18 protein-coding genes are annotated in these 20,984 nt (G+C 38.8%); 14 read left to right on the top strand and 4 right to left on the bottom strand.

Annotated elements, in window-relative coordinates; all coding sequences use genetic code 11:
• Nucleotides 1–19 precede the first annotated feature (19 nt).
• From DFR79_RS00670 to sdaAA, 7 genes are all read left to right on the top strand, one after another.
• On the top strand, nt 20–1,981 hold the full coding sequence (locus DFR79_RS00670) for a DUF5693 family protein (protein ID WP_243727673.1): 1,962 nt from the start codon (nt 20–22) through the stop codon (nt 1,979–1,981).
• Nucleotides 1,981–3,051, top strand: a complete 1,071-nt coding sequence (gene csaB, locus DFR79_RS00675) for a polysaccharide pyruvyl transferase CsaB (protein ID WP_133513572.1) — start codon at nt 1,981–1,983, stop codon at nt 3,049–3,051. Before DFR79_RS00670 ends, csaB begins: the two co-directional genes overlap by 1 nt.
• Nucleotides 3,039–3,773 (top strand): WecB/TagA/CpsF family glycosyltransferase, encoded by a 735-nt coding sequence (locus tag DFR79_RS00680; RefSeq protein ID WP_133513573.1) that lies wholly within the window; start codon nt 3,039–3,041, stop codon nt 3,771–3,773. The genes csaB and DFR79_RS00680 overlap by 13 nt, the downstream gene beginning before the upstream one ends.
• 45 nt (nt 3,774–3,818) lie before the next feature.
• Nucleotides 3,819–4,661 (top strand): YitT family protein, encoded by an 843-nt coding sequence (locus DFR79_RS00685; RefSeq protein WP_133513574.1) that lies wholly within the window; start codon nt 3,819–3,821, stop codon nt 4,659–4,661.
• Between the two features lie 94 nt (nt 4,662–4,755).
• On the top strand, nt 4,756–5,988 hold the full coding sequence (locus DFR79_RS00690; RefSeq protein ID WP_133513575.1) for a S41 family peptidase: 1,233 nt from the start codon (nt 4,756–4,758) through the stop codon (nt 5,986–5,988).
• A 39-nt stretch (nt 5,989–6,027) separates the two neighbouring features.
• Nucleotides 6,028–6,690, top strand: a complete 663-nt coding sequence (gene sdaAB, locus DFR79_RS00695; RefSeq protein ID WP_133513576.1) for an L-serine ammonia-lyase, iron-sulfur-dependent subunit beta — start codon at nt 6,028–6,030, stop codon at nt 6,688–6,690.
• 10 nt (nt 6,691–6,700) lie between these two features.
• Nucleotides 6,701–7,573, top strand: coding sequence for an L-serine ammonia-lyase, iron-sulfur-dependent, subunit alpha (sdaAA, locus tag DFR79_RS00700; protein WP_133513577.1), 873 nt, complete (start codon nt 6,701–6,703; stop codon nt 7,571–7,573).
• Nucleotides 7,574–7,716: 143 nt separating this feature from the next.
• Here the strand turns inward: sdaAA and DFR79_RS00705 are convergent, their stop codons facing one another.
• The 4 genes from DFR79_RS00705 to DFR79_RS00720 form a co-directional block, all read right to left on the bottom strand.
• Entirely contained in the window at nt 7,717–8,550 is an 834-nt protein-coding gene (locus tag DFR79_RS00705; RefSeq protein ID WP_133513578.1) for an HAD-IIA family hydrolase, read from the bottom strand.
• Nucleotides 8,551–8,741: 191 nt separating this feature from the next.
• Nucleotides 8,742–10,037 (bottom strand): ABC transporter substrate-binding protein, encoded by a 1,296-nt coding sequence (locus DFR79_RS00710; protein WP_133513579.1) that lies wholly within the window; start codon nt 10,035–10,037, stop codon nt 8,742–8,744.
• A gap of 199 nt (nt 10,038–10,236) precedes the next feature.
• Nucleotides 10,237–11,064 (bottom strand): carbohydrate ABC transporter permease, encoded by an 828-nt coding sequence (locus tag DFR79_RS00715; protein WP_133513580.1) that lies wholly within the window; start codon nt 11,062–11,064, stop codon nt 10,237–10,239.
• Nucleotides 11,065–11,079: 15 nt separating this feature from the next.
• Nucleotides 11,080–11,967 carry a carbohydrate ABC transporter permease gene (locus DFR79_RS00720; RefSeq protein ID WP_133513581.1) on the bottom strand — a complete coding sequence of 296 codons (888 nt, stop codon included), beginning with the start codon at nt 11,965–11,967 and terminating at the stop codon, nt 11,080–11,082.
• Nucleotides 11,968–12,422: 455 nt separating this feature from the next.
• Between DFR79_RS00720 and DFR79_RS00725 the strand changes: the two genes are divergently transcribed.
• The 7 genes from DFR79_RS00725 to DFR79_RS00755 all read left to right on the top strand — a co-directional run bounded on the left by DFR79_RS00725 (nt 12,423) and on the right by DFR79_RS00755 (nt 20,852).
• Nucleotides 12,423–13,559: an oligogalacturonate lyase family protein gene (locus DFR79_RS00725; RefSeq protein WP_133513582.1), complete on the top strand. Its 1,137-nt coding sequence runs from the start codon at nt 12,423–12,425 to the stop codon at nt 13,557–13,559.
• A gap of 103 nt (nt 13,560–13,662) precedes the next feature.
• Nucleotides 13,663–14,466, top strand: coding sequence for a polysaccharide deacetylase family protein (locus DFR79_RS00730; protein ID WP_133513583.1), 804 nt, complete (start codon nt 13,663–13,665; stop codon nt 14,464–14,466).
• A 73-nt stretch (nt 14,467–14,539) separates the two neighbouring features.
• On the top strand, nt 14,540–15,523 hold the full coding sequence (locus DFR79_RS00735; RefSeq protein WP_133513584.1) for an ABC transporter permease: 984 nt from the start codon (nt 14,540–14,542) through the stop codon (nt 15,521–15,523).
• A 101-nt stretch (nt 15,524–15,624) separates the two neighbouring features.
• Nucleotides 15,625–16,668: an ABC transporter permease subunit gene (locus DFR79_RS00740; RefSeq protein WP_133513721.1), complete on the top strand. Its 1,044-nt coding sequence runs from the start codon at nt 15,625–15,627 to the stop codon at nt 16,666–16,668.
• 5 nt (nt 16,669–16,673) lie between these two features.
• Nucleotides 16,674–17,690 carry an ABC transporter ATP-binding protein gene (locus DFR79_RS00745; RefSeq protein ID WP_133513585.1) on the top strand — a complete coding sequence of 339 codons (1,017 nt, stop codon included), beginning with the start codon at nt 16,674–16,676 and terminating at the stop codon, nt 17,688–17,690.
• Nucleotides 17,683–18,699: an ABC transporter ATP-binding protein gene (locus tag DFR79_RS00750; protein ID WP_133513586.1), complete on the top strand. Its 1,017-nt coding sequence runs from the start codon at nt 17,683–17,685 to the stop codon at nt 18,697–18,699. Before DFR79_RS00745 ends, DFR79_RS00750 begins: the two co-directional genes overlap by 8 nt.
• 167 nt (nt 18,700–18,866) lie before the next feature.
• Nucleotides 18,867–20,852 (top strand): ABC transporter substrate-binding protein, encoded by a 1,986-nt coding sequence (locus tag DFR79_RS00755; protein WP_133513587.1) that lies wholly within the window; start codon nt 18,867–18,869, stop codon nt 20,850–20,852.
• Nucleotides 20,853–20,984 lie beyond the last annotated feature (132 nt).

Raw genomic sequence — 20,984 nt, forward strand, 5'->3', positions numbered from 1 at the left:
TTATTATATAGAGGAAAAGGTGAATTGGTTGAAGAAAATACTAATCGGAATTATTTTAATAACCTTTATTGCTGCCGCCTGGACTCTGACTGCAAGAATAGATCAGGTTGATCAGAGCTCAGGGGTAGAAATAGTAATTGATGGAGAAGCTTATTTAGAGCTGAAATCTCTTGCTCCAGAGATTAATCTGCAGAAATTAAAGAAAAACGGAGTTACTGCACTGGCAGTTTATCAGCAGAGCTTAGAAGATTTTCTGGATAGTGGGGCTCTAAAAAGAGTTGAAGCTCTGGATCTAATTTTAGCAGGAAATGAACTGCAGACAGAGCTTGAAAATAATGAGATAAATATTGGTCAGCTCGAAAATTCAGCGTTATTTGCAGTTTTCAGTGATTCTTTAAGAAAACAGCTTAATAATTTAGCATCTGGACTGGCTGCCGAATACTCAGCTAAATTTTTTGAGACAGCTGAGTATGATTTTATTTATTTTCCCAAATGGCATGAGCAGCTTAAAGATTTAAACCTGGGTTTTAATGCCGATCAGGTGCGGGAAGCCAGGGAGTTGGGTCTAAAGGTTGTCTATCGCAGTAATAATAAGTTAAATGCTCTTTCTGCCCTGAAAAATAACCTGGAATTATTAAGTCCGGAGTATTTGATTTTTGATGGGGAGGAAATAACTGGTTATCCAGGTAGAATTGAAGAAACTGCAGCCTTAATGCAGGAGCATAATTTGATTTTTGGAAAGATAGAAGCCTTTATTGCTGCTCAGGCTGGAGCAGATAAATTAGCTAAATTGAATGATTACCAGCTGCTGCGAACTCACAGCATGCAGCAGGAAGAAGTAGAACAGGCTGACAGCCAGGAAATTATTAATCGTTATTTACTTTCTGTTAGAGAAAGAAGTGTCAGAGTTCTTTATCATAAACCCTATCTTGAGGGCAATCAGCTGGCAGAGAGGAATCTGGAGCTGCTTGCTGCTTTAAGTTCCCGCCTGGAAGCTGAAGGTTATCAGCCCGGAAGTGCAGAACCAGTATCATATTTTAGTAATTCCAGCTGGCATCTGCTGGCGATTCTGTTGGGAGTAACAGCTGCCGGTATTTTACTTCTAAATTATTTTACAGCTTTTAAATATTCTGGAATAATGAATTTCTTCTTTCTGGCTGCAGCTGTAGCGGGAATTTTTCTTCTGCAGTCCGGTAGAGAAATTTTATTAAGGCAGATCACTGCACTTGGTTCAGCGGTTATTTTTCCTTCCCTGGCAGTAATTATTTTTCTGCTGGAAAAAGATAGAGGAGGAGAAAAACTGGAGGGTGGATTCAGTCTGGCTTTTGTTTTCTTCAATTTCACTGCCGCTGTTATCACAGCTCTGATTGGTGGAGTTTTTGTAAGTGCTGCTTTAAACAGCAGTGAATTTATTTTTAAAATTAATTCTTTTAGAGGAGTAAAACTTGCCTTTCTGCTGCCCCTGATTATAATTTCTCTTTATTATTTATTTCAGCCCGGAAGCAAAAATTTGAGGCAGGAGATTCCACGCCTGCTGGAAAAAGTTATTAAAGTAAAGCATATTATTCTGGCCGGTGTACTGGCCCTGATTGCAGTTATCTATATCGGGAGGACCGGGAACTTTCCGCTGCTGCCGGTTCCAGCCTGGGAATTAACTATTCGCAGTCTGCTGGAAAAAGTCCTGTATGTCAGGCCGCGTTTTAAAGAATTTTTAATTGGACATCCACTTTTTATCTTTGCCCTTTATCTGGGTGCGAAAAAGAGAAAAGAATTATACTTTTATCCCCTGCTGATGCTTGCTTCAGTAGGAGTGATTACAACTGTTAATACCTTTTCTCATCTCCATACACCGGTGATGATTTCACTGCTCAGGACTTTTCATGCTTACTGGTTGAGTTTTGGAGTGGCTCTAGTTTTAATTGGTTTTTATAAATTATTTAATTATCTTTATCAAAAATATTATTTTACCGGGGTTAAATAATGAAAAAAATTGTAATTTCAGGTTATTATGGTTTTAACAATCTTGGGGACGAGGCTGTTTTAGCGGGGATAAGCTCACTTTTAAAAAACAATAAAGAAGAACTTAAAATAACTGTTCTTTCAGCCAGTCCGCAAAACACAGCTGAACTCTACAATCTTAATGCTGTCAGTCGGACTTCTCTGATTCAGATTGCGGCTGCTCTGGCTGAGGCCGATCTTTTTATCAGTGGAGGGGGCAGCCTGCTGCAGGACGTTACCGGCAGTTTTTCTGTTCCCTATTATCTGGGGCTTGCCTGGCTGGCAAAAATTCAGGGTACTAAAATAGTTTTTTATGCTCAGGGTGTCGGTCCGCTCAATAAATGGTGGAGCCAGAAATTAACTGCTCTGACACTAAATAGATTTGAACTGCTGGGAGTGAGAGATCAAAGTTCAAAGAAGCTTCTGGAGGAGATTGGTGTCAAAAAAGAAATTGAGCTGACAGTTGATCCTGTTTTTGCTCTTTATGATCCTCTAAATAATATGAGGCAGCAGATTAAGGGGAAAATAGAAGTTGGAATTTCGGTCAGACCCTGGCCAGTTGATTATATCTCAGAGCTTGCTGCAGGTTTAAATCATTTTGCCAGGGACAAAAATGTTAAATTTATTTTGTTTCCGATGCACCAGGGCTCAGATGAAAAAATTTCGAGACAGTTAAAAAACAGCTTGAAGGCTGAAGCTGAGATTTGTGAGCTTCCATCAGGTCCGGAAGAAGCGTTAGAAGAATTTTCTCAGCTTGATCTATTTGTTGGAGTACGGCTGCACAGCCTGATTTTTGCTCTGCTAAATCAAATTCCACTGCTGGCCTTAAGCTATGATCCTAAAATTGAAGGATTGATGGCCGGGCTTGATTATCTGCCCCTGATCAGACTGGAAGACTTAGAGGCAGAAAAAGCAGCAGCTGAGCTGGAAGCTGTTTTTGCAGAAAGGTACAGTCTGCGCAAAAAAATAAAAGAATTTTTAGAGCAGAAAAAGGAAGAAGCTGAAAACTTTGCGGAACTGGTTTTAGAGGAGGTTGACTCTTGCGAAAGCTGATAAAAATACTGGATGTAGATATTGACAGGGTCAACCTTGAGCAGGCAGTAGAGAGAGTTAGAGAGTTAATTGTTGATCACAATCGCCCTTCGTTAGTGGTAACTCCAAATTCGGAAATGCTGGCCCTGGCTGCTGAGGACAGGGAGCTGGCACGGATTTTGAATTCGGCTGATCTGGCAACTGCAGATGGAATTGGAGTGGTTATTGCTTCTAAAATTATGAGAGAACCGCTGCAGGAAAGAGTTGCTGGATTTGACTTGATCAGTCTGCTGTTTCAGGAAATGGCGGAAGCTGATATTAATTTTTATTTTCTGGGTGGAAAGCCCGGGATTGTTGATCAGGCAGCTGCAAATTTGAAAGAAAAGTATCCTGCTTTAAATATTTCAGGTTATCACCATGGTTATTTAGATCAGGAAAAGCAGGAAAAGGTGATTTCCGAAATAAATGAGAAGAATATTGATCTGCTGCTGGTGGGAATGGGAGTCCCCCTGCAGGAAAAATTTCTGGATAATAATTTAGAGAAATTAAATGTGGGAGCTGCAGTTACAGTTGGCGGCAGTTTTGATGTGCTGGCCGGAGAGGTAAAGCGAGCACCACTCTGGATGCAAAAAGCTGCTCTAGAATGGTTTTACAGACTGCTGCAGGAACCATCTCGTTTTGGCAGAATATTATCTCTGCCTAAATTTATATTTTTAGTAATCAAATCGGAATATTTTAGTTAAGATTATTTTTGAACAGGGAGAGAAGTTTATAAGGGGGAAGATAATTTGAAAAAAAGAACAATTATCGATTATCTGGGAATCACAGTTGGTTCTTTTTTGATTGCCCTGGCTTTAACTGTGTTTCTGGTTCCAAATAAAATTGCTGCTGGTGGAGTCAGCGGTCTGGCAACTGTTATTTATTATATAACATCATTTCCCATCGGGATTACAATGCTGATTATCAATATACCGCTTTTTTTGGCCGGGCTTAAAATCATGGGAACCAGCTTTGGAATGCGGACAATTTATGGTATAATCACTCTTTCAGTATTTACGGATCTGCTGCAGCCGCATATGTCAGCTCTGACTGATGATCTGCTTCTGGCTTCAATCTATGGGGGAGTAGTCGGTGGAATTGGACTGGGAATAGTTTTTCGTTCCCGGGGAACTACCGGTGGCACAGATATGATTGCCTCACTGATTAATTATTTTACCGGGATTACTGTGGGGGAGGGACTTTTAATTGCTGATGGAGTTGTGGTAACCCTTGCCGGAGTCTTTTTCAATCTGGAAGTGGCACTTTATGCGGCAGTTACTATTTTTATCACTTCTCAAACTATAGATGTTGTCCAGGAAGGCTTGAATTTCAAAAAAGGAGTGCTGATTATCTCTGATCAGGCGGATCAGATTAGACAGATGGTAGTTAATGATTTAAACCGCGGGATCACCGAATTTGAGGCAAAAGGTGGTTATACAGGTAACAGAAAACAGGTGCTGCTCTGTATTATTTCTCGTTCAGAAGTATCAGAACTAAAAAAAGCAGTTTCGAAAATAGATAAGGATGCCTTTGTAATTATCAGTGATGTTCACGAAGTACTTGGAGAAGGATTTACGGAAATAGCACATTAATTGACTTTTTGAATTGGAGACAGTGCAGGAGATTTTTAGGTTCAGGATTTATCAATTTTATTATTAGAAATTAAGAAAGCAGGTGGCGTAGTTAATGAAAAAAATAAGACAAAAATTAAACAATAAATTTTGGTTAATAGCTCTAGCGTTTTTACTTCTATTTACATTTGCAGTTTCTGCTCAGGATGATGGTGCAGCAGAGCAGCTGCCGCAAAAGCAGCAGCAGGAAGAAAATTATACTAAGGCAGATGCATTTCAGGATGTTATGTTTTTGCTGCAGAATTATTATGTTGAAGATGTAAAATTTGAAACTCTGATTGAAGGTGCCATAGATGGAATGTTAAATAAAGTGGACCGTTATTCTTATTTTATGTCTGCTTCTGAATATCAAGAAATGCAGCAGGAATATGAAGGTCATTACGGTGGAATTGGAATTGTAATTACTATGAGAGATAATAAGCTGACAATTGTATCTCCAATTAAAAATACTCCTGGCGAAAGAGCTGGATTGAGAGCAGGAGATATAATTACTGCAATTAACGGCAAGAAAACTGCTGAGATGTCACAGATGAAAGCAGTAGATCTGATGCGCGGGAAAGAAGGTACAGATGTAACACTGACCATTTCCCGGGGAGATGAAGAACCATTTGATGTTAAAATTACTCGCGAAGATATAGAGGTTCCTTATGTAGAAAAAGAAATGAAAACTGAGAAAATTGGTTATATCAGTCTGGCTCAGTTTATTGAAAATGTGGGAACAAAGGTTGAAACTGCAGTTTCTGATTTGAAAGAGCAGGGTGCCCAGGGTATTATTCTTGACTTAAGAAACAATCCAGGCGGTCTCTTAAATGAAGCAGTTAATGTTGCTTCAGTATTTTTAGAGGAAGGGGTTGTAGTTTCGGTCAGGCAAAAGGATAAGACTGAAAGAATTTTAAAAGTTAATCAGGAGATTGAGTCACATCCAGAAATCCCATTAATTATTTTGATTAATAAAGGTTCTGCCAGTGCTTCGGAAATTGTGGCAGGTGCTGTAAAAGATTATGATCGAGGTAAGTTAATTGGGACCACTACTTTTGGTAAAGGAGTTGTACAATCTGTAATCCCACTTAAGGACGGTTCTGCAGTTAGTTTAACTACTGCCCGTTATTATACTCCTGATGGAAATTATATTCATGAAAAGGGAATTAAGCCCGATACAAAAGTGGAATTAGATATGGAAGCTGTACAAAAAGACGGCAGTGATAATCAGCTGCAGAAGGCCATAGACGAAATGGAGAACATGATTTTTGTACGTGAGTTTCAGGATAAAAAGGCAGCAGGTCAATAAAGATCTGGAAAGACCATTAATATTTAGGAGCTGAATAAAATGAGTATTTTTGAGATAATGGGACCGGCCATGATCGGTCCTTCCAGTTCTCATACTGCTGGTGCTGCCAGAATTGGGAGAATGGCCAGACTCTTATTTGCGGATAAAATTGATCGAGCAGTTGTTAAACTGCATGGATCCTTTGCAGATACTGCGGTTGGACATGGAACTGATAGAGCAATTATTGGTGGTTTGCTGGGATTTTTACCTGATGATCAGCGGCTGCGCAGTTCTTTTGAGCTGGCAAAAAATAAAGGGATGGAATTCTCTTTAGAAGAGGTAAAATTAAGAGAGGTCCACCCCAATACAGCTCAGATTATACTGTATAATAAGGAAAAAGCTAAAAACTTAGAACTTGTTGCTTCTTCAATTGGCGGTGGGAGAATTAAAGTTACAGAAATAAACGGCAGTACTGTCGAATTAACAGGTAGAATGCCCACTCTCTGGATTCTACACCAGGATCGTCCGGGCGAGGTTGGAATTATAACTTCTATTCTGGGCAGTTATAAAATCAATATTGCTTTTATGCAGGTTTATAGAAATCGAAAAGGTGATATTGGATCCTGTATTATAGAGATGGATGATCAGCCCAATCAAGATGTGATTAAAGACCTGGAGAAATCTGAAGATATTTTTCAGGTTCGGTATTTACCCCGGATTTGAGGTGGAATATATGGAATATGCTACAATAAAGGAGCTCGTCTCACTGGCTGCAGCTGCTGAGACTTCTATCTGGCAAATTGTACTTCAGGTTGAAGCTGAAGAGGAAGAAGTGACTGAGTCAGATGTAAGAAAATCAATGCTTACAAATTTAGAAGTGATGAAAGAGGCAGTTGATTATGGGCGCCAGAATAATATTCAGACCGGTGGTGGTCTGGTTGGAGATGAAGCTCTTAAGCTTGAAAAATACTTTGCTTCTACATCAGAAGCGGAACAGAATAATATTTACAACAAAATAATAACTTATGCTCTGGCCACTGCAGAGGTTAATGCTGGCATGGGTAAGATTGTTGCCGGTCCGACTGCCGGGGCCAGCGGAATAGTCCCTGCTGTAGTCCTCTCAATTGGTGAATACAATAATTTGAGTGATCAGAAGCTGGTAGAGGCGCTGTTTACTGCCGCTGGACTGGGTTATGTTGTTTCCAAAAAAGCAACTCTGGCTGGTGCAGCCGGGGGGTGTCAGGCTGAATGTGGAGTCGGAGCTGCAATGGCTGCTGGAGCGGCTGTAGAACTCAGGGGCGGCAGCCCCCAGATGGCAGCTGATGCTTTTGCCATGGCTTTAAAAAACCTGCTGGGTTTAGTTTGTGACCCGGTGGCTGGACTGGTAGAAGTACCCTGTGTAAAACGAAATGCCTTTGCTGCTGCTCATGCCTATACAGCTTCGACAATGGCCCTGGCTGGAATTGAAAGTGTGATTCCGGCAGATGAGGTCATTATGGCAATGACAGAAATCGGGGATCAGATGCCGACCTGTCTTAAGGAAACCTCCCGTGGGGGACTGGCAGTAACTCCTACTGCCTTAAAGATTAAGGCAGATCTGCAGTAGAGGTGGAACAGACGGAAACATTTTAAAAAGTTGAATTATAAAGATTGAGTTAAAATAATTATAGTAACTAAATTTAACTTATAAATTATTAAGGGACAGCATTAAATAATGCTGTCCCTTAAATAGTTAGTTTAGTTTTTGACTTATAACTCCTCTTTCAATTCAGCCACACTTTCAAAAACATAATCATAATACTTTTGATCAGCATTCAGATCTTTTAAATCATCTCTTTTACTTTCACCACTCAAAACTAAAATCCCTGTAATTCCTGCCTCATGAGCCATTCTCATATCAGTATATAAGCGATCTCCTACCATAGCCAGCTCCGATTTTTTTAAATTAAATCTTTTTAAAATATATTCAACAGTAAGATTGGATGGTTTGCCCACAATTAAAGGTCTTTTACCTGTGGTGGCTGCCAGCAGTTCGATCATTGCACCTGTATCTGGTTGAGTTTTACCCCCACTTAAGGGACAGACCAGATCCGGATGAGTGGCTACATAATCAACACCGGAGAGTATCAGCTCATGAGCATCCCAGAGTTTTTGATAGGTTAAGGTTTTATCAAAACCCAGGACTACATAGTCTACACTTTCTGCTTTTTCTTTAATCTTTTCTTCTCCATTGACGATTTGATGGCCAAAACGTTCCATTTCTTTCCTTAAAGACTCTGTTCCTAAAAGATAAATTCTTTTCCCTTTCTTATCTCCCTCTTCTGCCAGATAAGAGGCAGTAATCTCACCGGAGTTAATAATTTTTTCAGCAGCAGCATCAATCTGCATTTGAGCCAGTTTTTGTTGATAATCAGCTCTATTTTTAGAAGAATTATTGGTTAAAAATATGTAATCCCTGTTTGTCTTTTCAAGTTTTTTTAGAAAATCAAGACTTCCCTCCAGTCTATCATTTTCCAGATAAATTGTCCCATCCATATCCAGCATAAAAAATTTAATTTTTTTTAGATCAATTAAATCACTCATTTGGATCCCCTTTCAAAATTTAATTTTATATTAATTGTCTCAAAAAATAAATATTTACCTTCTAAATTCTAGTATTAATTGATGTTAGTATTAATTTATCAGTACTTTTAAATAAATTCAAGTATTAAAGCAAAACCCGCCTGCAAAATGCAGCCGGGTTTTATTAAAAAGTCTATTTGCTTTGCTTGAACTTAATTATCAAATAACTCAGTATAGTCCTGAAGCACTTTATCAGCCTGACTGTCAGCCTTGTTTAGAGCTTCTTCGGCGGAAGAAACGCCAGTAAACGCTTCTTCTACAGCTGTATCAACAATATCTCTAATTTCAACAAAATTACCCAGGAGTACACCATTAGCTGCTGGGGACTGAACTCCACTTAATACCTGCAGGAAGGCGGTCAGGTAGTTGGGATTATCACTAAACCAGCGGTTATCCATTAGAGTTTTAACGGCTGCATTTGTAGCCGGGAAATATCCTGTATCTTTGTGCCACTGGATTGTTACATCAGTTGAGCTCAGATAGTCAAAGAATTCTACTACTGCAGCATATTCCTGATCACTGTGACCCTGCATTACCCAGAGGGATGCACCACCGATAACTGAATTACCAATTCCATAACCTTCAAAACGAGGAAGGAAGGTAGTTCCAACTTCAAAATCAGCAGTTTCCATAATTGAGCTTAGAGAAGAAGTTGACTGAATTAACATGGCAACTTCACCTGCCAGAAAATCCTGGTTGGCAGAGTATTCACGGCCGCCATAGGCGATAACACCTTTTTCTACCATGTCTGTCCAGCTGCTTAAAACCATTTTTGCAAAATCTCGATTGAGATAAACTTCAGTTGCTCTACCGCTGCGTCCATTATTATTGTTTGCATAAGGCTGATTATGATAAGCATGCATCTGTTCTAAAATCCAGGCAGGCCAGCCAAAAGAGAGACCATGGTTAGCTGCACCACTGTCGATTATCTGCATTCCCATTTTTTCGATATCGGCCCAGGTATCCGGAGCTTCCTTAATTCCGGCTGCTTCAAAAGCATCTTTGTTATAGTAGAGCATAGCTGTTGAGGAGTTAAAGGGCATAGAATAAAGCTTACCATCAATACTATAGTAGTTTAAAATAGGTTGAATAACACTGCCAAAATCAATTTTACCTTCTGCGATTTCATAAACGGGCACAATGGCTTCACTATCTAACATTGTCTGGGTACCTACTTCGTAAACCTGAATAATGTGGGGAGGATTACCCGAACGGACAGCAGAGATTCCCTGAGTTAGAGTTTCGGCATAACTGCCGGTAAATTGTGCTGTTACATTGATATTTGGGTGTTCTGCGTTAAATCCATCAACAATTTTCTGGACCGCTGCAGTCCGGCCGCCGCTCATCGCATGCCAGAATTCGAGTTCAATTGTTTGGGCAGAGACCATTCCTGCACTGAGAGCAAAGAGAGTAACTAAAATTAAAATAGTAATTGTTTTTTTTAACATAAGTTTTCTTCACTTATTTGAATAAGTGAAGATTACACCTCCTTATTTTGATGAAAAATGAAGCTAAGTTAGATAACTAATTTTGTAATTGTTATTCAGCTTCCTGATTTAATTATTCTAGTCTCACCTCCAGCTATAAAGTGTTTTTTAAGTTCACCTTATTGATCCCTCCTTTGATAGAAAGCAATTTTAACTCTAGTTATTTATCCTGCTGCATGGCAAAACCTTCGACCAGACTTTTCTGCAGAGTTAAATAAACTAATAATGGTGGGATAACCCCCATTATTAGTGCTGCCATAATTACATTCCACTCCGGTTGGGCATCAGATGGGATCAGCATTTTAAGTCCAATCTGGACCACCCGCACCCGGGCACTGTTGGTAGTTACCAGCGGCCAGAGATATTGATTCCAGACCCAGATGAATTCGATAGTAAACAGGGCAACTATGTTACTTTTAGAAAGAGGAATTAAAATTGACCAGAGAAATCTTAGTGGAGTAATACCATCCATCAGGCTGGCTTCCAGCAGTGATTCGGGAACTGTCATATAGAACTGTTTAAATAGCAAAACTCCAGTTGCACTGGCGAAAAATGGAATAGTCAGCGCATAATAGGTATCCAGCCAGCCTAAATTGTCCATTAATTGATAGGTGGGAACAATTCTGATCGGCAGCGGCAGCATGTGCGTAATCAAGATCATGATAAAAAGAATATTTTTGCCCGGGAAATTTCCGAAATAGACAAAGGCAAAGGCTGCCGAAAGTGAAAGTATAATTTTCCCAACTGCTGTGGTAATTGAAATAAAAGCACTGTTAAAAAGTAATTTGCCCATATTGGAACGCTGCCAGGCCTCCCGATAATTATTGAGCATATTGTCTCCAAACTGTAATTTTGGCGGAGAAGAATAAACTTCATCTATATTTAAGGTACTGACCATTAAGGCATAAATTATTGGAAATGAAACTAAAAATACAGAAATTATTAAAAATAGATGGATAAAAAGTGTTGTCGACTTTTTGCGCTTCATTCTGAATTCTCTCCTTTACTGATAGAATACTTTTTCGCCTGCATATTTAAACTGAATTACGGTGATTACTGCCACAAAAACAAAAAGAATAATTGACTGAGCCGAGGCATAACCGGTCCTCATACTTAAAAAAGCATCCCTAAATAATTTATAAGTGACTATATCTGTGGCCCGGGCCGGTCCCCCCTGAGTCAGCACATCTACAACTCCAAAAGTTAAAAAGAAGACCTGCAGAGTATTCATAATTAGCAGAAAAAATGTGATCGGCGAAATCAAAGGAAAAGTAATTCGCCAGAATTTTGTAAAAGGACTGGCTCCATCAATATCGGCAGCTTCCAGTAAGGTTGGAGAAACATTCTGCAGAGCAGCAATAAAAAAGATAAAATTGTAGCCGAGCATCCGCCAGCTGGAAGCAATAATAATCAGGGTGAAAGCTGCTGTCCCATTATTAATCCAGTTAAACTCAAGGGTGGTTATTAATTGTATATAATAGGACATAAGACCTACATTGGGATGCATTAAAACTCCCCAGATGATTCCGGAGAAGGCAAAAGAAAAAGCAAAAGGCCAGATCAATAAACTCTTATAAATCTTTGCTCCTCTAATTTTTTTGTTGGTCACTACAGCCAAAATCAGGGCAGAAGCAATAGAAATAAAGACAGTGACTGCTGTAAAAACAATTGAGCGGATTAAACTGTTCCAGTAGGCAGGTGAGGTTAAAAGCCGCTGGAAGTTTTCAAAACCAACATACATTTGTCTGTTGCCAAAGGGTGTGGAGCGAAAAAAGCTTAAGTAAAGTGACTCCAGGGAAGGATAGATCAAAAAGAGTGTAACTATTGTTATTGATGGTGCAATTAAAAGGTAGGCTAGATATCGATATTTTTTAGCGAACTTACTGTTCAATCTGATTACCCCCTAAAAGTAATAATATTATGAATTTTTAAAACAGAAAAAATAAATAGCAAACTCTAACTTTATATTTCTCTGTTAAAATTAAAAACCCTGCTTTCAAATAATAAGATTTAAATAAAATTTAATTTTTAAAGTGGAGTTAAAGCAGTTGGAAAAGAATTTTTTAAAATAATCAAACTATTTTCAAAATAACTCTTGCAAAAAGATTAACAATCAGGTATAATAAAAACAACAATCAAATGAAGATAAAAACAAATAAACCAAAAGTAAAGCATTTGGTTTTATTTTTTAAACTTGATTAAGCGCTTTAGCAAGATTCATATATTTTTTTAAATTTGCTTAAGCGCTTAATCGGATGTGATCCAGCTGGATTGGGGAATAAAGAGAGTTATTTGAGTTATTTTTTAAAACCCGGCTGACTGGAGTTATTTTTAAGGAGGTGACAGATGAAGAAAGGAAAAGTTTATAATTCAAAATTAAACAAAAGCAGAGACAAAGATACAGATGTTGAAGTTATTCGTTTAAATCATAAAGAGGGTAATACTGTGCGTCCCTATTTTACTCAACCTTTATTTTCGAATGATGGAGCATATCTTCTCACAGCTTCTGATCGAACTGGATCCTGGCAGCTCTATAATCTTGAAATAAAAACAGGTAAAATGACTCAGTTAACTGAGGAGAGTGATCTAAGTCCACTCACTGCCTGTCTGGATGGCCAAAAAATGAAAGCTTATTACTGGCAGGATAGAAGCCTAAAATCGGTTGATCTTTCTAATCTGAAGATAGAAGAAATATATCAGGTCCCTCAGGGTTTTCAGCCTTCCATACTTTCTTTGAGTTCTGATGGTAAATATCTTGATTTTTCTTATTCGGAAAAATTAAATCTGAGTACCGTTTCTGGTAGAATTTATTCTGGGATGGAGGAGACATTTTATCAGCATCCAACCAGTGTAGTGATGAGAGTTGATACAGAAGAAAAATCAGCCCGGGCCATCTGGGGAGAGAGGAACTGGATTTCGCATGTGATTACCTCTCCTGTGGATAGTGATATTATAGTTTTCTGTCATGAAGGTCCCTGGCATCTGGTGCAGAGATTGTGGGTTGTAAATGCAGTTACTCATCAGGTGCATCCACTTTTAGAACAGCAGAAACATTTTGAAAGAGCAGGTCATGAAATTTTTACTGCAAAAGGTAGAGTAGTAGCTCAATATGGAAAACGATCTCAGCTGGAAGAAGACTGGAATAATGCGGATCTATTTATTAAGCCTGATGGCAGTTGTAAAGAAAAGTTTTCTTATCCCGGCCCCAAGCCAATGCATGTTCAGGTGAGTTCTGACGAAAAGTATGGGGTTGGGGATGGAGCTTATCTGAATCAGGACTTTAAAGCAGGAGATAAGTATATGTCTTTAATCAAGTATGAAGCCGGTCAGGCTAAGATGAAGCTTCTCTGTCGCCATGACAATTCCTGGGAGAGTCAGATTTCGCATCCTCATCCAGTATTTACCCCGGATGATCAAAATGTAGTTTTTAATTCAGATCGGGAAGGAAATGTTAATATTTATCTTGCTCCTGCTGATTGGTAAGCACTGGCTTAATTGCTAGTGGAGTCAGGAAACTTTTTTTGGAGTTTAAGCTCAATTAACTGAGGAGAATATAGGGAGGTGAGAATATCGGAGGTGATAATTTGTGAAGAAGATAATGAAATGTTTTCCGGATGGTAAACATAAAGTTTTAACCTTAAGTTATGATGATGGTAAAAAAGCAGATAAAAAATTAGTTAATATTTTAAATAAATTTAATATTAAGGCAACTTTTCATTTGAATTCTGGCTTAATGGACCAGGACCAGCAGCGAATACAGCCAGAAGAAATTAAAAATCTTTATCAGGGACATGAGGTAGCAGCTCATACAGCCACCCATCCAACTCTGGCCAGATGTCCGGGAGAAAAAATAGTGGCAGAAGTGATGGGAGATCGCAGACAGCTGGAAAAAATTGTGGAATACAGTGTGCGCGGCTTTTCCTATCCTAATGGTTCTTATAATCAGAAGATTAAAAAACTGCTGCCTGAACTGGGTCTTGAATATGCCCGGATAGTGGGAAACAGCAATAACTTTTCTTTACCAGAAGACTTGTATTCCTGGCAGGCTACCTGTCACCACAATCATAATTTAATGGAATTCGCAGAAAAATTTTCAGCTTTAAAAAAGGAACAGTACTTATATATGATGTATGTCTGGGGACACAGTTATGAATTTGACCGGGATCAGAACTGGGAGTTAATAGAAAAGTTCTGCCGCTATATTTCTGATAGAGATGATATCTGGTATGCAGCAAACATAGAAATTGTTGATTATTTAAAAGCTCTGGATAACCTGATTTTTGCTGCTGACTGCAGCTTTGTTTACAATCCTTCGGTACTGCCTGTCTGGCTTAATGTTGAAGGTGAGAAAATAAAAATAGATGGTGGAGCAAAGAAAAAAATTAACTAAATATTTTGCAATTAAAATAAGATTATTTGAAAGGGGGAAGATGATAAATCTTGAATAAGATTTATCAAAAAATATGGCAAGCTTTATTCTTAAAAGAATGCTTAATGTAATACCTTTGTTGATTTTGATTACAATTATCTCTTTTGCAATTATTCAGCTGCCGCCCGGGGACTTTATCAGCTCTTATATTGCAAGATTACAGCAGATGGGAGAAATGGTGGGACCTGAGCAGGCTGAACAGCTAAGAGACAGATATGGACTTGATCAACCAATTTATGTTCAATATTTTAAATGGATGAGTGGGGTTTTAAGGGGTGATTTTGGTTATTCATTTGACTGGCAGCAGCCGGTAAGTAAAGTTATTGGTGAGCGGCTGGCATTAACACTTGTTTTGACTTTAAGCACCACCCTTTTTGTCTGGATAGTTGGATTTTTGATCGGCCTTTATTCGGCCACCCATCAATATTCAATTGGAGATTACATAGTAACTTTTTTTGGTTTTATTGGCCTGGCCACACCTAATTTTATGCTGGCCCTGATTTTGATGTGGATTGCCTATGCCTATTTCGGTCAAAATGTGGGAGGCTTATTTTCGCCAGAGTTCCTCAGTGCTCCCTGGAGTATTGCCCGGGTTATTGATATGCTTAAACATCTCTGGATACCGGTTATTATAACTGGAACTGCAGGTACAGCTGGACTGATCAGAATTTTTAGAGCTAATCTGCTGGATGAGCTGGGCAAACCATATGTGGCAACTGCCAGAGCCAAGGGACTTTCGGAATTTAAATTAATCTTTAAGTATCCGGTAAGAATTGCTTTAATACCTTTTGTAGCTACTGTGGGCTGGACATTACCGAAACTGATTTCCAGCGCAACTATTACCTCTGTAGTTTTGAGTCTGCCGACAGCGGGTCCTGTGTTGTTAAAAGCTCTGCAGAATCAGGATATGTTTCTGGCGGGAAGTTTTATTCTGCTGTTAAGTGTTTTAACAGTAGTCGGTACTTTAATCTCGGATATTTTACTGGCCTGGGTTGATCCCAGAATAAGTTATAATTAAGGAGGACAGCCACATTGTTGAATAAAAATAAAAGTGATAAAAAAAATAAACAGCAAAAAGAAATTGATATTTATAGTGCCTCACATAGTGAATTAATCTGGATGAATTTTAAAAAACACCGGCTGGCCATGACTGCTCTGGGGATATTGATTGTAATTTATATAGTCTCCATTTTTTGTGGCTTCTTTTCTCCAATGGATCCCCAGGCCTACAGTCAGAGAAGAACATATCAGCCTCCACAGCGAATCAGATTTTTTGATGAAGAGGGCTTTAATTTACGGCCTTTTGTTTATGGGTATCAAGGTTCACGAGATATGGAAACTTTAAGAAGAGTTTATAAGGTTGATAAAAGTCAAAAATACCCGATTCAATTTTTTACTCATGGTTATCAATATAAGCTGCTGGGTCTTTTTGAAACTGATATTCACCTTTTTGGAACTGAAGACGGATATATTCACCTGCTGGGAACTGATTCGATGGGGAGAGATGTTTTATCTAGAATTTTATATGGTGGTCGGATTTCAACTTCCATTGGGTTTATTGGAGTTATTATCAGTTTTGTCCTGGGCATAACTATTGGTGGGATTGCCGGACTTTATGGAGGAATAATTGATAATATAATTCAGAGAATAATTGAGTTGATTAGAAGTATACCCAAAATACCGTTATGGATGGGCTTGAGTGCAGCTTTACCATCGACCTGGTCTCCTCTTAAGGTGTATGCAGGTATAGTTGCTATTCTGGCTCTTATTGCCTGGACAGGGCTGGCCCGTATAGTACGCAGTAAATTTTTATCATTAAAAAATGAAGATTTTGTTGTTCTGGCAAGATTATCAGGAGCTTCAGAAAGTAGAATTATTATTAAACATATGGTACCAGCATTTTTAAGTCATATAATTGCATCTTTAACTCTTAACATTCCACAGATGATTATTTCTGAGACTTCTTTAAGTTTTCTTGGCATCGGTCTCCGACCTCCTGTGGTAAGCTGGGGAGTTTTACTGCAATCAGCTCAGAGTATTAACACAGTAGCTCTTGCACCCTGGTTATTATTTCCAGGAGTTGCAGTTATTATTACAGTTTTAGCCTTTAATTTTGTTGGTGATGGTTTGAGAGATGCTGCTGATCTATATGGTGGGAGGTAATGAAGATGAAAGATAATTTGCTGGAAGTTAAGAACTTAAAAACATATTTCAGCTCAGATTTTGGACCCGTAAAAGCGGTTAATGGAATAGATTTAAATATTGAAAGAGGAAAAATCCACGGTATTGTAGGAGAAAGCGGCTGTGGAAAAAGTGTAACTGCCAGATCGATTTTGCGCATACTGGCTCCAGCCGGACAGATTATGGATGGAGAAATTCTCTTTTATAAAGATGGTTCGGACAGGGATCCGATAGATCTTGCCGACTATGAACAAAAATCAAAAACGCTTAGGAAAATACGAGGTAAGGATATTTCTATGATTTTTCAGGAGCCGATGACGGCCTTTAGTCCTGTTTATACGGTCGGTAATCAGATTATGGAAGCTATACTGCTTCATCAGGAAACTACCAAAGATGAGGCAAGAGCAGAGGCGATTAATCTGCTGCGGAAGGTGGGAATTTCAAAACCGGAACAACGGGTAGACGAATATCCTCATCAGTTAAGTGGTGGTATGCGTCAGCGAGCCATGATAGCAATGGCTTTATCCTGTAATCCGAAACTTTTGATTGCTGATGAGCCAACAACCGCTCTGGATGTAACAATTCAGGCCCAGATTTTAAAATTAATGCTGGATTTACAGCAGGAATTCAATATGTCAATTATGATTATTACCCATGACCTGGGGATTATTGCTGAGATGGCGGATTTTGTTTCTGTAATGTATCTGGGAAAAATAGTAGAACAGGCTCCAGTAAAAAAGCTTTTTCAGAATCCTTCTCATCCCTATACCCGCTCATTACTGAAATCGATACCTAAAATTGAAGATAAAAAGAAAAGCAAACTGGCTACAATTGAGGGTTCTGTACCTGATCTTTATAATGTGCCTCCAGGCTGCAGTTTTCATCCCCGCTGTCCGAAGTTTGTGGAGGGTAAATGTGATGTTGAAGAACCAGAATTAAAAGAAATAAGGGCAGAACACAAAGCTAGCTGTTTTTTTGCTGAAGAGGTGATTGCAGATGAATAAAGATGCATTATTAGAAGTTAAAAATTTAAAAAAATATTTTCCGATTACTGGTGGATTCTTTAATAAAGTTGAAGGTTATGTCAAAGCAGTTGACGATCTATCTTTTGAGATTATCAAAGGAGAGGTATTTGGGTTGGTAGGAGAAAGCGGCTGTGGGAAAAGTACAACAGCCCGCTCAATCTTAAGAGCTCTTGATCCTACTTCCGGTGAGGTTAACTTTTATAATTCTAAAACTGAAGAGGTATATAATCTGGCCTCAATGGATAAGGCCCAGTTAAGAGGTGTAAGACAGTATATTCAGACTGTTTTTCAGGATCCCTATTCTTCTTTAAATCCGCGGATGACAATTAAAGAAATAGTTGCCGAGCCAGTTCTGATCAATAAATTGGCTCCCAAAAGTGAATTTGATGAGATTGTGGCTGACCGGCTGGAAAGAGTAGGACTAAAAGCCAATTATATGAGCCGCTATCCCCATGCTTTTAGTGGGGGACAGCGTCAGCGGGTAGCAATTGCCAGAGCTTTAAGTATTAATCCTCAGTTTCTGGTCTGTGATGAAATTGTTTCCGCCCTGGATGTTTCTGTTCAGGCTCAAATTTTAAACCTGCTGGAAGAACTAAAACAGGAATTTGAACTGACCCTGCTTTTTATAGCCCATGATTTAAGTGTTATTAAACATATCTGTGACCGGGTAGCGGTAATGTATGTTGGCAAAATTGTAGAGATAGCAAAAACTGAAGATCTCTTTGCCAATCCAGCTCATCCTTATACAGAATCACTGCTGGCAGCAGTACCAAAAACTGATCCCGAAAGTGGCAGGGAAATCTTAAGTCTGGAAGGTGAGGTGCCTGACCCATCCAATCCACCCTCAGGCTGTTATTTCCATACCCGCTGTAAATATGCAGAAGAAATTTGTAAAAAAGAATTTCCCGAGCTAAGAGAGGTAAAGGGAAATAAGGTTGCCTGTCATTTTGCAAAAGAGCTTGAATTAAATGGAATTGCTGAAATTTAAATAAATTTTTCGTTTTAAAACTAATGAGTATAAGTAATTTAAGACAGGAGGAGTTCCTTAATAATAGCTCTAAACCAGGTGGTGATATTTAAACAGATAATTACTTACCTTTGTTTAACTACCAGATATTTGAGTTAAAAAATCAAGTTATTAGGAGGAGAAAAATTTTGAAGAAAAAACTATTAGTTAGCTTATTTGTTTTATCAATGATGGTGGCTCTCTTTTCTCTGAGTGCGGCAGCGGCCGATGGAATGTGGAAACTTTATAATACATCTACCGACTTTGAAGAAGAAACAGGAAAGACACTACCGGAATTTAAGCAGGCACCACAGCTAAGTGAACAGGTTAGTAACGGTGAACTTCCAGCTGTAGGGGAAAGACTTCCGGAAGAGCCAGTAGTTGTGGAACCAGCTAATAAAATTGGTCAGTATGGAGGTACCTGGGTTAGAGCCTGGAAAGGTCTTTCTGATCAATGGGCAATTAACAAACCGGTCGGAGAAAGATTTTTAACCTTTGATGAAGAAGGAAAAGTAGTACCTAACATTGCTAAAAGCTGGGAAATAGTTGATGAGGGGAAGGGTATAATTTTCCATCTGCGAAAAGGTATGAAGTGGTCAGATGGCCATCCCTTAACAGCAGATGATGTTCTTTTCTGGTTTAATGATATTAAATTATATGAAAAATTAGCTACTGTTGAGCCTGGCCCCTGGGATACTTTAAAATATGGGGACAAAGAAGCAGAAATCAAAAAGATTGATGACTATACATTTAAAGTTTCTTTTGCGGTTGATGTAGCAGAAAAATTTCTGGATGAAAGAGCTGGCTGGGGACCAACTACCATGATTGCTCCCAGGCATTATCTCAAACAGTTCCACGATAAATACGTAGCGGAAGAAAAATTAAATGCAAAAGCTGTAGAAGCAGGTTATGACAGCTGGATTGAATATTTTGGGGAAAAAGTTGATTATCTCAGAAACCCTGATCTTCCTGTTATTTTTGCCTGGCAGGTAGTTAATGATTACAGCAGTTCCGAGTTGAAGCTGAAAAGAAACCCTTATTATTGGAAAGTCGATACTGCAGGTAATCAGCTTCCCTATATGGATGATATCAGTGCCCTGAGAATTGATGATAATCAGGTCATGGTTATGCAGGCAATTAGTGGAAATATCAATCTTCAGAATAGACATATAACTATTGACAATTATCCCCTGCTGAGAGAACAGGAAGATAAAGGAAACTATACTGTTTACCTTTATCCCCGTGCTGATGGTGCTAATAATGCACTTTATTTTAATCATACACTCGAAGATCCAGTTAAGAGAAAGCTCTATAATAATCCTACCTTTAAAAAGGCTGTATCTCTGGCTCTCAACAGATCAGAGATTAATGAAATGTTCTATCTGGGAATTGGTAAACCAAGACAGGCAAGTTTTGTAACTAATTCTCCCTTCTTTGATAAAGAATGGACTAATGCCTATACAGAATATAATCCAGAAAAAGCCAATCAGATGCTGGATGAACTGGGTATGGAACGCGGTGAGGATGGTTATCGACTTTCACCTGATGGTAAACCATTTGAAATTGAAATCACTATTCAGAGTATGAGTGGTGGTGGAGGCGGATCTGCTTCTCAGATGGCTGAGGTTTATAAACATTATTTTGACGAAATCGGCCTCAAAAGCAGTATTGAAACTCTGGAACGTTCTCTAATGGAAGAAAGAATGGCAACCAATCAGGTTGATACCCGTTTATCAAATCTTGGTGATATGTTAAGACCTGATAAACATCTATTTAATCGACTGGTTCCTATGGTTCCCTCTCATGCTTACTGGGCACCAGCCTGGGCTAAATATTATCAATCTGAGGGCGAGTCGGGACAGGTACCGCCAGCTGATGTTAAAAGATTGCAGGAAATAGCGGAAGCAATTGAAACAGGTCCAAGCTGGGAAAAGCGAAAAGAGTTAATGGCTGAATTGGCAGATATTTTCAAAGAACATTTATATATCATTGGGACAGTTGGAGAAGTTCCAACCCCTTATGTGGCTGCTGACTATATGAAAAATATGCCTGAGGAAATCCTGGATACCGGAAGTTACAGAAATATAGCCCGGGTGCTTCCAATTCAGATTTATATTGATAAGTCAGCTGAATAAATAATTTAAGGCTGATAAGTAAATAACAAATCCCCTATTCTGGTAAGTACCGGGATAGGGGTTTAATTAAAATTTAAAAGGCGAAAACTTATCTTTTACAATAAGAAGCTGAAGTAATTTTGATTTGGAGGC

Origin of the sequence: Halanaerobium saccharolyticum (assembly GCF_004362045.1) — a bacterium.
GTDB lineage: Bacteria > Bacillota > Halanaerobiia > Halanaerobiales > Halanaerobiaceae > Halanaerobium > Halanaerobium saccharolyticum_C.

Coding starts and splice junctions, on each gene's coding strand:
- csaB (WP_133513572.1), top strand. CDS start 1,981: ATGAAAAAAATTGTAATTTCAGGTTATTATGGTTTTAACAATCTTGGG.
- DFR79_RS00690 (WP_133513575.1), top strand. CDS start 4,756: ATGAAAAAAATAAGACAAAAATTAAACAATAAATTTTGGTTAATAGCT.
- sdaAB (WP_133513576.1), top strand. CDS start 6,028: ATGAGTATTTTTGAGATAATGGGACCGGCCATGATCGGTCCTTCCAGT.
- sdaAA (WP_133513577.1), top strand. CDS start 6,701: ATGGAATATGCTACAATAAAGGAGCTCGTCTCACTGGCTGCAGCTGCT.
- DFR79_RS00705 (WP_133513578.1), bottom strand. CDS start 8,550: ATGAGTGATTTAATTGATCTAAAAAAAATTAAATTTTTTATGCTGGAT.
- DFR79_RS00710 (WP_133513579.1), bottom strand. CDS start 10,037: ATGTTAAAAAAAACAATTACTATTTTAATTTTAGTTACTCTCTTTGCT.
- DFR79_RS00715 (WP_133513580.1), bottom strand. CDS start 11,064: ATGAAGCGCAAAAAGTCGACAACACTTTTTATCCATCTATTTTTAATA.
- DFR79_RS00725 (WP_133513582.1), top strand. CDS start 12,423: ATGAAGAAAGGAAAAGTTTATAATTCAAAATTAAACAAAAGCAGAGAC.
- DFR79_RS00735 (WP_133513584.1), top strand. CDS start 14,540: ATGGCAAGCTTTATTCTTAAAAGAATGCTTAATGTAATACCTTTGTTG.
- DFR79_RS00740 (WP_133513721.1), top strand. CDS start 15,625: ATGAATTTTAAAAAACACCGGCTGGCCATGACTGCTCTGGGGATATTG.
- DFR79_RS00745 (WP_133513585.1), top strand. CDS start 16,674: ATGAAAGATAATTTGCTGGAAGTTAAGAACTTAAAAACATATTTCAGC.
- DFR79_RS00750 (WP_133513586.1), top strand. CDS start 17,683: ATGAATAAAGATGCATTATTAGAAGTTAAAAATTTAAAAAAATATTTT.